Consider the following 13,718-nt stretch of genomic DNA (forward strand, 5'->3'; position numbering starts at 1 on the left):
AACGGCGACATCTGAAGTAACGCCGACCCGCGACAACAACAACGCCAGAGCTGCCTGCATCACCATGAAAGTGGTCGTGTGATGCTCGGCGGCCAGATCTCGCACCCGTCGCTGCAATTCGGCCGGCCAGTCGACCGGTATGACCGCTCCGCGTTGATCGGCGATCGCCGGATAGGGCCGGTCGGTGGGCAGCTGCAACCGTTCGGGCAGACCGCACAGGACGTCGTCCCAGTACGAAAGCTCTAAAGCGATAGGACTTTCCGGGTCCTCGATGTCGCCCAATTGCGCACGCTGCCACAGTGTGTAGTCGGCGTACTGGACAGGCAGCAGCGCCCATGCGGGCTGGTCGCCGTGCCGGCGCGCCCGATATGCAGCGTCCAGGTCACGTAGCAGTGGAGCCACCGATGCACCGTCGGCGGCAATGTGGTGCACCACGCCGACCAGCACATGCTCGTCATCGCTGACCCGTAAAAGGGTTGTGCGCAAAGGGATTTCCGCGGCAAGATCGAACGCGTGCCGAGATGCCGCGTCGATGGCCTCTGAGCGCCGGTCAGCCGACCATGAGCTGACGTCGATCACGTCCCAGCCGAAGTCCGCTCGGTCAGGTGACAGCACCAGCTGCTGAGGAATGCCATCAGCCGCCACGTAAAGGGTGCGCAGGCTCTCGTGGCGAGCCACCACGTCACCCAGTGCCGCCCGCAACGCATCCACGTCAAGATGCCCGCACAGCCGCAACGCCACCGCCATGTTGTACACCGGCGACGGACCCTGCAACTGGTCGAGGAACCAAAGGCGGTTCTGAGCGTATGAAAGCGGAATGACTTCGGGGCGTGGGACAGCGCGAAGCGGTTGGCGCAGTTTGTGTTCGCTGCTGATGTGCGGGGCGAGCTCGGCGATGGTGGGCGCGTCGAACAGCGTGCGGATACTCAGGTCGGCGCCGAGGGTGGTGTTGATCGCGGCGATAGTGCGCATGGCGGAAAGGGAGTCGCCGCCGAGGTCGAAGAAAGAGTCGGCGACGCCGACGCGCCCGACTCCCAGTACTTGCGTGTAGATGCCGGCGAGGATTTCCTCGACAGGAGTGACAGGCGCGCGGTAGTGCTCGCCGTGGTGGTAGTCGGGGGCGGGCAGCCCGCGAACGTCGAGTTTGCCGTTGACGGTCAGCGGCAGGGCATCGATGGCCATGATGGCAACGGGAATCATGTAGCCCGGCAACTTTTCGGCGAGCTCGGCGCGGACCTCAGCGGGGTCGGCGGTGCCCGTGATGTAGCCGACCAAGCGTTTGGCTCCGGGTCCGTCTTCACGCACGATCACGACGGCGTGCTCCACACCGGATACGGCGGCCAATGCGGCGCGCACGTCACCCAATTCAATGCGATATCCGCGAATTTTGACTTGCTCGTCGGCGCGGCCGAGGTAGTGCAGTTGCCCGTCGGTGCCCCAACGCACTAGATCCCCGCTGCGATACATCCGCGACCCCGCCGGCCCGTAGGGGCATGACACGAACCGCGAAGCGGTCAGGGCGGCGCGGCGCACGTAGCCCACTCCGACGCCGTGTCCGGCCACATACAGCTCGCCGACCAGTCCAGCCGGTACCGGGCGCAGCCACTGATCCAGCACGAACAATGCGGCCCCCGGTACCGGGATGCCAATTGGCACTTGGGATTCGGGAGTCAGCGGAGCGCTGATGCTGGCATATACGGTGGTTTCGGTGGGTCCGTAGCCGTTGATCATCACCCGGCCCGCCGCCCACCGCTCCACCACCTCGGCAGGGCACGGTTCGGCGGCGATCACCAACGCGACGGCCTCCAGACCCTGTGGAGTCAGAGCGGCCACCGCCGACGGCGTTTGGCTGAACACGGTCACGTGTTCGTCGGTAAGTAACGCGTGCAAGTGTTTTGGCGAGGCCACCACAGCGTCCGGCACGACGAGCAGCCGTCCGCCGTGCAGCAGCGGTGCCCACATCTCCCACACCGAGTAGTCGAACGCCAGCGAATGACACTGCGTCCACGTTTGTCCGGGTCCCATGCCGACCCCGACATCAAGGCCGGCGAACAAGCGGGTGACGTTGTGGTGCGTGACCGCAACACCTTTCGGGGTGCCGGTGGTGCCCGAGGTGTAGATGACGTGGGCGACGTCATCGGGCGCCGGCTCCGGCGGGGCGGTCGCGGGATAGATCCAAATGCGGGGGTCGTCGACAGTGATGACCGTCATCTCCCGGCAGCCCTCGATCCGTGACCGCATCTCGGATGTGGTCAGCGCAATGACCGGTGTGGAGTCGTCGATCATGAAATGCAACCGCGAATCCGGCATGGCGGGGTCGACGGGCAGATACGCCGCTCCGGTCTTGATCACCGCCAGAATCGCCACGATCGCCTCCGCCGACCGCGGCATCAGCAGCGCAATGCATTCGTCGGGCCCGGCCCCGTACTCGATCAACAAGTGCGCCAGCCGGTTCGACACTTCATCCAGTTCTTGGTAGGACAGCGAATGGCCATCGCACACCACCGCCGCCGCTCGCGGGAACCGTCGCACTTGTGCGGCGAACAGCGCTGGGATCGAGGCGGGTGCGGCCGGCTGCGTCAAGACCGCACGGTGTCCCAAGTCGTCGAGGCGCTGGTGTTGTTCATGGTCGAGTGGATCGATGGCCGAAAGCCGCCGAGCGGGATCGGCGGCCATCGCGCTCAGCGTGGTCTGGAGTCGAGTGACGATTGCGGTGATCATGCCGAGGTCGAACAGGTCGGCGTCGTACTCGAGGCGCAGGGTCAACTGCGGGCCGGGCCGGGCCTGCAACGTGAGGGGGTAGTGGGTGGACTCGCGACCCTCGAATCCGGTGACGGTCAGCCCGTCCACGCCGCTCAATGCGGCGGTGTCGACGGGATAGTTCTCGAACACGAACAGCGTGTCGAACAACTGGTCGTGGCCGGTGAGGCGGTGGATCTGCGGCAGCGCCAGATGCTGATGCTCCAGGGTGTCGGCCGCGAATTGCGTTAGTTGCTCGAGCAATTCGGCGGTCGTGATGTCCGCGCTGAGCTGTGCGCGTACTGGCACGGTGTTGATCAACAGGCCCACCATCGACTCCGCGCCCGCCACGTCGGCCGGCCTGCCCGACACCGCGGTGCCGAACACCACATCGTGTGTGCCGGTCAATGCCGCCAGCATCTGCGCCCAGCCGGCCTGCAACACCGTGTTCACGGTGGTGTGCTGTGCGCGAGCCAATTCGCTCAGCGCCGCAGTGGCCTCTTTCGACAATTCACTGGTGTGCACACCTCGAGGGCCCGGGACTCCGAGGCCGGGGGCACCGACCAGGGTGGGGGTGTCAAACCCGAGGAGCGCATGCGCCCACGCCGCGAGCGCCGCATCGTGATCGCGGCCGGCGAGCCAGGTCACGAACCGCCGGTACGGCACCGCCGGGGTCAGCCGCTGTCCGTAGTAGGCAGCGAAGATCTCGCTCAACAGAATGGGAAGCGACCAGCCGTCGAGCACAATGTGGTGATTGGTCAGCACGAACCGATGCCGGTCCGCACCGGTGCGAATCAACGCGGCCCGGAATACCGGCGCGGTCGCCAGGTCGCACACCGCGGCCCGTTCCTCGTTGCACAGCGCCTGGATCTGTTCTTCGCTGCCGAGTTGCTCGTACCGCCAGGCGGCTGTGGGATCGGCGGGAATCATCTGCACCGGCTCGTCGAACTCGGAGCAGAACCCCGCCGCCAGATTGGGATAGCGGCGAACAACGGTGTGCACGGCCTGCCGCAGCCGCTCGGCGTCGAGGGGGCCCGACACCGCGATGTCGAGTTGCATCGCATATGTGTCGCCGCCGTGGCGGTCGGTGGTGCCGGCGTGGAACAGCAGGCCCTGCTGAAGCGGCGTCAACGGCAAGATGTCGGCCACCCGATTCCGCCGTTCGAGTTCGTCGATCTGGGACTGGCTCAGCCGGGCCGGGGCGATGTCCGACGGGGTCAGTCCGCCTCCGCCGCAACGCACATGGGCGCATATGCCGGCCAGTGCTCCGCTCCACAGCCCGCTCAGGCGGACGATCCCGTCACGATCGAGCACCGACGGCGCCCATGTCCAGGTGGCCTGCACGAGGAGGCCGTGAGGGCTGTCGACGGCGCCGGCGGTCAGCTCCACGGCATGCGTCAGCGGCATGTCCACCCGCGCTGCCGTCGTCGTCACCGACAGGCCGTCGGCGCTCATCTGCCACATGTCCTCGGACATCTGACCCGCGCTGAGACGTCCCAGGAAGTTGAACGCAACCAGTGGATCCGGCCCGGTGATGTCGACAGAAGGGCTGAGGTAGCGCAGTAGCCCATAGGTCAGCGGGTCGGGCAGCGCGCGCAGCCGTTCTTTGGCCGCCTTGATGATTGCCCCCAGCGCCGGATCGCCGGCGGTCACCTGTGCCCATGACAGCCCGCCCACCGCCAGCGCGACGGGGTGTTTCGTGGTGAACCAGCCGACGGTGCGCGACAGATCCACATCGGCAGCCAGTCCGTCGGCGCGGCCGTGGCCTTCCACCTCGACGACGATCGGCGCGGACGTACCGCAGAATTCCGCCAGAGCCAACCCGAGCGCGATCAGCAGAACTTCTTGCAGCGCAACGTGAAACGCAGCTGGCACGTCGGCGAGCAGGGCCCCGGCGGTATCGGCGTCCAGCGACACCGACAGATGCCCGGCGCTGGCGTACGTGTCGACGGTCGGGTTCGGCAGCGGAAGCGTCGGTGTGTTTTCGACGTTCTGCCACGCGTCGGCCTGGGCGGCCACGTCGGGGTGGTGGGCGCGTTCGGCAAGCAGAGCCGACCACCGGGCAAACGAGGTGCCGACGGCGCGCAGGGTGACGCGTTGGCCGCTGCGGTGCTGGGCCCACGCAATGTTGATGTCTTCGAACAGGATTCGCCACGACACCGCGTCGACGGCGAGATGGTGGATGACCATCACCAACTCGCCGGTCCTCGTCGCCCACAGTGCGCTGACCATTCGCCCGGCGGCAGGGTTCAACCGGGCACGGGCCGCTGCCACCGCCTCGTCGGTGACCACGTCGACGGTGTGCAGGCACTCGTGCGCGTCGACTGATCCGGCCGGCTGCGCGCTCAGCATCCAGCCGCTAGTCCCGTCGTCGTCGACCCGCAGGCGCAACATGGCGTGCCGATCCAGCAGCGCCTGCAGTACCGCCACCACATCGGCACCCGTGACTCCGGGCGGGGCGTCGAGCACCATGGTCTGGTTGAACTGGTCGACCCGGCCGCCGACGTCCTGCAGCCAGGCCATGATCGGAGTGAGCGCGACCGGTCCGACGCCTTCGTCGGCCGGCCACGTGTCGTCGACGACACCGACCACCCGCGCCAGCCGTGCCACGCTCTGCTCGACGAAGATGTCGCGCGGCTGGCAGGCCAGGCCCGCCGCCCGCGCACGGGCCACCACTTGCATCGACAAGATGCTGTCGCCGCCCAAATCGAAGAACGACTCGTCGACGCCAACCCGCTCCAGACCGAGCACTTGCGCGAAGATGCCGGCCAAGATTTCCTCGACCGCATCGCTGGGGGCGCGGTAGCGCTCGATGTCACCGTAGTCCGGCGCCGGCAGAGCGCGAACGTCGAGTTTGCCGTTGACCGTCAACGGCAGCGCCTTCAGCGCGATGACTGCGGCGGGCACCATATAACCCGGCAGGCGCTGCGCCAGTAGCGCACGCACCTCGGCCGGGTCGGCCGAACCGGTGAAGTAGGCGACGAGCCGCTTGTCACCGGGCCGATCTTCACGGGCTGTGACGACGGCTTGGCTCACCCCGTCGAGATCGCCCAGGACGGATTGAATTTCGCTCAACTCGATGCGATAGCCGCGGATCTTGACTTGCTCGTCAGCCCGGCCGAGGTACTGCAACTGCCCATCGGCACCCCACCGCACGAGATCGCCGGTGCGATACATCCGGGACCCCGCAAGGCCGAACGGGCATGCCACGAAACGGGATCCGGTCAACCCGGTGCGGCCTACGTAGCCGTCGGCGACGCCTGCCCCGGCCACATACAATTCCCCGATCACTCCGGGCGGGACGAGCCGAAGCCACGCGTCGAGCACGAACACCGCCGCAGTGGGCACTGGCGCACCGATCGGCACGACGTCCAGATTCAGTCCCAGCGGCGGGGTCATCGACGCATACACCGTGGCCTCGGTCGGGCCGTAGGCGTTGATCACCACCCGTCCTCGTGCCCAGCGATCCACCACCTCGCTCGGGCACGCCTCCCCGCCGAGCAACACGGCCACCGACTCCAGCCCCTGCGGCGGCAACGCGCTGATCGCCGACGGAGTCTGCGTCAACACTGTGACGTCTTCGTCGACGATCATGGCGTGGAACGCCTCCGGGGAGCTGGCCACCTCTTCGGGGACGACGACCAGGCGACCCCCGCCCAGCAGCGCAGCCCAGATTTCCCACACAGAAAAGTCGAACGCGTACGAATGACATTGCGTCCAAACCTGTTTCGGCGGCAAATGCCGCGGAGTCGAGGCCGCCAGGTGCGCCAGGTTCCGGTGGGTCACGGCCACCGCCTTCGGCGCCCCGGTGGTGCCGGACGTGTAGATCACATACGCCCACCCGTCAGTGCTGGGCATCGGCAAGCCGGTGCTGGGCAGCTCAGGAAGGCGAGGGTCGTCGATGTCGACGACCGGTCCGTCGTATCCCGCCAACCGCGACCGCAGTCTCGCGGTGCTGACCGCCGCGACCGGCGCAGCGTCGGTGAGCATGAATTCCACCCGTGCCGCAGGCAGTGCGGAGTCGATCGCCAGATACGCCGCACCCGCCTTGAGCACCGCCAACATCGCGACCACCGCGTCAGCGCATCGCGAGAAAAGCAGCGCCACAACGCCTCCCGGGCCTGCGCCCTGATCGGTCAGGAGACGCGCCAACCGGTTCGACGCTTCATCGAGCTCGCGATAGCTCATCTGGCGGCCACCGCAGCTGATGGCTACCGCATCGGGAGCGCAGGTTGCCCGTGCGGCGAACAGCGCCGGCACCGACACTGCCGCGGTCACAGGTCGGGTCAGCACCGCCCAGTTGCCGTTGTCAGCCAGCCAGCCGTGCTCAGTGGCATCGACGACATCGATGGCCGACAACCTGACTGCGGGGTCCGCGGTCATCGCGGCAAGCACCCGCCGCAGCCTCTCGATCAGCGCCTCGATGCTGGCCGAGTCGAACACATCGGTGCGGAACTCCACCGCGCCACCGATGCCGGCCGGCTGCCCCTCACCGGTGAAACGCTCGGACAGCCACAATGCGATATCGACTCTGGCCGAATGTGTTTCGACGGGCACCTGAGTCACTTCCAAATCACCCAGGCTCAGTCCGCTGACCGGATCGCCGGTGTTGCCCGGCAAGTTCTGCCAGGCCAGCATCACCTGCACCAGCGGATGATGGGCGAGACTGCGCGTCGGGTTGAGTTGCTCCACCAGCACCTCGAAGGGCACGTCCTGATGTTCGAAGGCCGCGAGGCTGCGTCGGCGCACCTGCGCCAGCAATTCGGCGGCGGTCGGATTGCCGGACACGTCGACCCGCAACACCAACGTGTTGACGAAGAACCCCACCAATCCCTCCAGCGCTGCATCGCGGCGTCCGGCAATCGGAAAGCCCACCGGCACGTCACAACTGGCGCTCAGCCGCGACAACAGCACCGCCAACGCCGCTTGCATCACCATGAAACTGGTCGCGTCATGCTGGGCGGCCAGCGCACGGACCTGCTGCTGTACCTCGACCGGCCAGTCGATGACTACCTTGGCGCCGCGCAGATCCGCCACCACTGGATAAGGCCGATCGGTCGGCAAGGCCAGGCGCTCCGGCAGATTCGCCAGCGCCTGTTCCCAATATGACAACTGCGCGGCGATCGGGCTACCAGGGTCGTCCAGGACACCGAACTGGGCGCGCTGCCACAGCGTGTAATCGGCGTACTGCACCGGTAGCGGCGCCCAATCGGGAGCTTGGCCTGCACATCGGCTGGCATAGGCCTGGTTCAGATCCGCCACCAGCGGTCCCACCGACCACCCGTCCGCCGCGATGTGGTGGACCACTCCCGCCAACACATGCTCGTCCTCGGTGAGCCGGAAAAGCTTTGCACGCAAGGGAAGTTCTGCTGCCAGGTCGAAGCTGTAACTCGCGGCGGCCTCGAGGGCCTCGGTCAGCTGAGCACCCGACCACGCGCTGGCGTCCACCAGAGCCCAACCGACGTCGGCGCGCTCGGGCGGCAGCACCACCTGCTCAGGCACCCCATCGTGGGCTACGAATATGGTGCGAAGCGACTCGTGGCGGGCGACCACATCGGCCAACGCCATCCGCAACGCATCCACGTCCAGGCGGCCGTTCAGTCGCAGCGCCACCGCCATGTTGTAGACCGGTGAAGGACCCTGTAATTGGTCGACGAACCACAACCGGGCCTGCCCGAACGAAAGCGGCAAGATTGCGGGCCGCTCCCCCGCTACCAACGGCGCCAACGCCGCCGAGTCCATCCCGACCCGAGCCGCAAGTTGGGCGATGGTCGGCGCATCGAATACCGCGCGCACCCCGATGCCGGTGTTGATCGATGCGTTGACTGCAGCTACCAGCCGCATCGCCGAGACGCTGTCTCCGCCCAGGTCGAAGAACGAGTCGTCCGCGCCGACGCGGTCCACGCCGAGCACCTGCGCGTAGATGCCGGCCAGGATTTCTTCTACCACGGTCGACGGAGCACGAAAGCCGTTGGCGCCGAGGTATTGCGGTGCGGGCAACGCGCGAACGTCGAGCTTCCCGTTGACTGTCAGCGGCAAGGCGTCGACGCTCACCACCGCGGCGGGCACCATGTGCGCCGGTAACCGCTCCCCCAATGCGGCGCGGGCGTCGACCGGATCGACACCGCCGACGACGTAACCCACCAACCGTTTGTCGCCGGGACGATCTTCGCGGACAACCACCGCCGCATGCTCGACGCCGTCGATGCCGGCCAATGCTTCGCGCACATCACTCAACTCGATGCGATAGCCGCGAATCTTGACCTGCTCGTCGGCACGGCCGAGGTAGTGCAGCTGACCGTCAGTGGCCCACCGGACCAGATCGCCCGTCCGATACATCCGCGAGCCCCGAACGCCGAAAGGGCACGGCACGAATCGGGATGCCGTCAGCCCCGGCCTATGCATATACCCGAGGCCGACACCCCGACCGGCGACATACAGCTCACCGATGACGCCTGCCGGCACCGACCGCAACCAGGCATCCAACGCGAACAGCGCGGCCCCTGGCACGGGCACGCCGATCGGCGGCGTCCCGAAACCGGCTGTCAGAGCGCCCGTTCGGGATGCGCAAACGGTGGTCTCCGTCGGCCCGTAGCCGTTGATCATCACCCGACCCGGCGCCCATCGATCCACCAAGTCGGCGGGACAGGGCTCACCGGCCACCAGCAAGGCCACGGACTCCAGCGCGTCTGGGGAAAGCATCCCCACCGCTGACGGAGTTTGGCTGAGCACGGTGACGTGTTCTGCGACGAGCAGGGCTTGCAGGTCTGCTGGTGAGCCCGCCACCTTTTCGGGCACCACGACCAGCCGGCCGCCATGCAGCAGTGCACCCCAGATCTCTTCGACCGAGGCGTCGAAGGCGAAGGAATGCCACTGCGCCCACGCCTCCGTGGGCAGGTGCCGATCCGGCTGACCGAGCAGTTGAGTGACGTTGTGGTGCGTGACCGCAACACCTTTGGGCAGACCGGTGGTACCCGAGGTGTAGATGACGTATGCCACGTCGTCGGCCGTCGGTGCCGGCAATCCGCTCACCGGATATGTACCGATCCGGGGGTCACTGACTTCGACGATCGTGAGATCCCGATGTTCCCAGAGTCGCTTGGCCAGCTCGCCGGTGGTGATCGCGGCGATCGGCGCGGCATCGTCGACCATGAGGGCGATACGCGCGTCCGGATACGCCGGATCGATCGGCACATACGCGGCGCCGGTCTTGAGCACAGCGACGATCGCGATGATCGCCTCGACCGACCGCGGCAAGAACAACGTCACACTCTGACCCGGCCCGGCGCCAACGTCGATCAGCATGTGCGCCAACTGATTCGACGCTCTGTCGAGCTCGCCGTAGGTAAGCGAACGTCCGTCGCATACCACCGACACGGCCTCCGGCGCGCGTGCCACCTGCTCGGCGAACAGAGCTGGAATCGATACCGGCACCGCCGGCTGCGTCAACACCGCCCGATTGCCCCAGCGGTGAAGGCCGGCGTGTTCGTCGGCGCCGACAATGTCCATCGAAAGCAGCCGCCGTGTCGGATCGGCGGCCATTTTCACCACGATGCGCTCGAACCGTGCGGCGAGATCTGCGGGATGGAAGTTCGAGAACGGTTGCCCTGCACCCGCCGTGCAGAAGGCTTGTTGATCGCCGGTGCCGAGGAAGAACATCCCGAAATGGTCGACCGGTCCGAAGGTGGTGTAGGTAGCGGTTGCCGAAACACCGCCGAGATCCAGGGTGAGCCGCGACGGAACGAAGTTGAGAACCACTCGATGCGCCGACTGGCCCGAACCCGGCACACTTTCCTCACCCTCGAGGGTGTGAACGGGAAATCGTTGGTGGCACAGTGCTTCTCGGATCTGCGCGTCTACATGCCGACAGAAGTCAGCGACTCGCGATCGTGGCGACGTCTTCAACACCAGCGGAACCACTCCTGCGAGCATCGCGGGCAGGGTTCGGGCTTCCGGGCGCAGCCGTCTGCTGACCGGGAAGTCGAGCACCACCTCTGACCCCCGAGCGCCGCATCCACTTACCAAGAGCGCGCAAGCCGCGGTGAGCACCGACGATCGGCGGATGCCCAATTCCTTGGACAGTCCTTTGATGTGGTTCACGATAGCGGGAGCCAAAGGTGTTGGGGTGGAGGGGAAATAGGAATTCGGCTCACGAGTGCCCTGCGGCCCGTAGTCAGGTTCACGTGCTGACGGAAGATGGGCACTCCAGTAAGCGCGGTCTGCCCGGAAGTCGTCGGAGCCCTCGTACTCCAGCTCGCAGGTGACAAAGTCGTGCAGCGAGCCGAAGAACGCAGGCGGAATGACTGCGCCACAAGCGATTGCGGAGTAGATCGCCGCGATGCGACGGCCCACGAGCGCGATGCTCAGGCCGTCGATGACGATGTGGTGACAGCAGGTGAACCAATAGAACTCGTCGGCCCGCGTGCGAAACAGCGCGAATTTGAGCAGTGGACCGCTGAATGACATCGGCATGCGTTGTATGGACGACGCTATCCGCCAAGCTTCCCGCACGGGATCGCTCGACAAACGCACGTCGTGGAAGGCGAGTTCGACCTTCGAGTAATCGATGGCCTGTTGGAAGACCTGCCCGTCCGCTTCGAAGAAGGCGGCCCGGATTGGTTCGGCCTCATGAAGTGCGCGACGGATTGCCCACTCGAGCAGTTCGCGGTCTACGAGACCGTCTATTTTGGCCATGAGGCCGAGTTGCCACTCTGTGCTCGAGTGACCGCTCTGGTGCGCGAGCCAGATGTCAAGTTGTCGCTGCGTCAGCGGAAGTGCCCGGTCATCCAGTCCCATGTGACCGTCCCTTCCCTCATCGGTGCGCCGTCAGAAGCGCAACGCTGCGCCCGCTCTGGCATGAGCCGCCAGCCGCGTCGATCGAGATGACTTTGATGCAGGCCGGCTTGGCGGGGAGACCGGCTGAACAGTCGGCCAGCCGGCAGCGAGCTCGCCGGTGGTTGCGTGCCTACGGCGACAAGTCCACTGTTGAGCAAAACCTGCCATTATGTGCCAAACGGATCGGAGCCGACTGGTGGTCCAGAGGGTGAGTCGAAATCAGCAGAACCGATCTGAACGTACGGCAGCTAAAGGACGCTGGTCTCGCGATTCCAGAAATTGGCGCGGACGTCAACAACAACTCTTTGATGTCAGACAACATCGTCGGAGGGTCGGGCCGGGTGGCCGCTTCGTCGCAGGTGACGCGCGGTTTTCTGGCGACCGATGCCAAATTCGGCACGGCAAAAGGAAGCCGGCAAAGCCCAGTTGTCGGTGGTCGGTGAAGGAATGCGGCTTCGCCGTAACACTTTTTGTCGGGGCCATGACGTCATACCCCGCCTAAGCAGGCGCGCCGGGAACCGCGAAGATGTCGCCACACGACCATCGGTGGCCGCGGCAGCATCGGTCGGGCGCAGCGCCGCCAGTACGGCAAAGTGAACCGGCATGTCTTTTTCCGCGCCGGGAGGCCACGAGTACGGCGGTCAGAACGCGAAGCGGAAGACCCGTAGGTGGTTTCGCGTCAGCGGAATCGCGTACTGGGCGTGGTACAGCAACCGTTGCCGCTTGAGTGGAATTTTGTCGAAGCCGGCGACAACAGGCTTCTGATCCACCAGTTTGAGGCGAGAATCCCAACGGGTGATCTCTTCGCCGTGCCGGGTGCCCCACTTGATCATGCCGGGCCGCGCAAGTTTCGACATCCGCAGACCCCACTTCGACATTAGGTCAGCGAGCAATTCACCGCTGTCGAACCGGTCGACCAATCGGTGGAGCAGCTCTGCGATGTCGCTGGGATTCAGGTAGACAAGAAGCCCTTCGGCGACGATCAATACCGGACCGCCCTCCGGTAAATCGTCGATCCACCCGGCATCGGTCACCGATGACCCAATCATTCGGTAAGTCTCGGATTCGGAATACAACTGGCGACGCATCGCAATCACTTGCGGCAGGTCGACGTCGAACCACCGCACACCTTCGGGTATTGCGAGTCGAAATGCGCGACTGTGCAGACCACACCCGAGATGGAGAACCACGGCATCGCGATGGTGGTTCAGGTAGTCGGTGGTCCAGGCATCCAATTGCGCGCCACGCAACGCCACGCCGAATTGATTACTCGTCGGACGGACGGCTCGATGGATACGCTCGAAGTCGTAGTCGATACGCGCGACGTCTCGTGCGGCGAAGTGATCGCCGAGAATTGGCCGCTCCAAACGGCTTTCGCACGCACGCAGGTAGAGCATGCAGAGCATCGTCCATTCCACCGATCCCCATTGGACCCACGTAAAGTCCACCTTGTCGCCGTGATCGTCGACGGGGTCGATCGGCCCCGGGGCTTCAGAACTTGTCAGAACTCTGCCCCTTCCTCACCGCCCCTCGACGGTGCAGGCTGTCGGTCGACTCAGCATAGGCCTCGTTTCGCCGGCGGTGGCCGCGTTCAGACTTTGATCACGCCGCAGGGCTGACAAGCGATAGCGTGGCCGGTATGCCACGGTCATTCGACTTCACGATCGAGTCTCCGGCCAGCGTCGAACAGATCCATTCAGCCTTCTGCGAGGAGGAGTATTGGCGGGCGCGGATCGAGGCGTTCGGCGGTCGCAGCAGGCTGGAGTCGTTGAAGGTTGACGACGACGTTGGTGTCAACGTGGTCATCGTTCAGGACGCACACCACGAGGGGATTCCTAAACTCGTCGCGAAGTTCTATCCCAGTGAATGGCGCGTCGTACAGGAAGAGACGTGGAGCCCGGTCCGCGACGGCGTCGTACACGGCGAGGTGAGCATCGCAACGCACGGAGCGCCGGGATCCGGTTCCGGCACTGCGCTCCTGTCGCCAACACCCAACGGCTCGCGTCTGAGTTGTAAGGCCACCGTGGAGTTCAATGTCCCGCTGGTCGGCGGCAAGGTCGAAACCTTCATCGGCCGACAGTTGACCAAACAGTTTTCACTCATTCAGCGCTTCACCACCGAATGGATCAGCGAACACGCTTGAC

At 65.6% G+C, this 13,718-nt stretch carries 2 protein-coding genes and 2 pseudogenes; 1 reads left to right on the forward strand and 3 read right to left on the reverse strand.

Features of this window, described 5'->3' with window-relative positions; genetic code table 11:
* From AC5Y4C_RS14135 to AC5Y4C_RS14145, 3 genes and pseudogenes are all read right to left on the reverse strand, one after another.
* Positions 1 to 10,314: pseudogene (locus AC5Y4C_RS14135) on the reverse strand (amino acid adenylation domain-containing protein); the annotation flags it as partial.
* A gap of 264 nt (positions 10,315 to 10,578) precedes the next feature.
* Positions 10,579 to 11,535, reverse strand: a pseudogene (locus AC5Y4C_RS14140) (condensation domain-containing protein); the annotation flags it as partial.
* A gap of 680 nt (positions 11,536 to 12,215) precedes the next feature.
* Positions 12,216 to 12,980, reverse strand: coding sequence for a class I SAM-dependent methyltransferase (locus AC5Y4C_RS14145; RefSeq protein ID WP_499963861.1), 765 nt, complete (start codon positions 12,978 to 12,980; stop codon positions 12,216 to 12,218).
* A 233-nt stretch (positions 12,981 to 13,213) separates the two neighbouring features.
* On the opposite strand from AC5Y4C_RS14145, the gene AC5Y4C_RS14150 reads away from it, so the two are divergent.
* Positions 13,214 to 13,717 carry a DUF2505 domain-containing protein gene (locus tag AC5Y4C_RS14150; protein ID WP_499963844.1) on the forward strand — a complete coding sequence of 168 codons (504 nt, stop codon included), beginning with the start codon at positions 13,214 to 13,216 and terminating at the stop codon, positions 13,715 to 13,717.
* Position 13,718: the final 1 nt, after the last annotated feature.

It is taken from the genome of Mycobacterium sp. NGS35, assembly GCF_059812855.1.

Excerpts from the sequence above, each read along its gene's own strand:
- AC5Y4C_RS14150 (WP_499963844.1), top strand. The coding sequence starts at position 13,214 with ATGCCACGGTCATTCGACTTCACGATCGAGTCTCCGGCCAGCGTCGAA.
- AC5Y4C_RS14145 (WP_499963861.1), bottom strand. The coding sequence starts at position 12,980 with ATGCTCTGCATGCTCTACCTGCGTGCGTGCGAAAGCCGTTTGGAGCGG.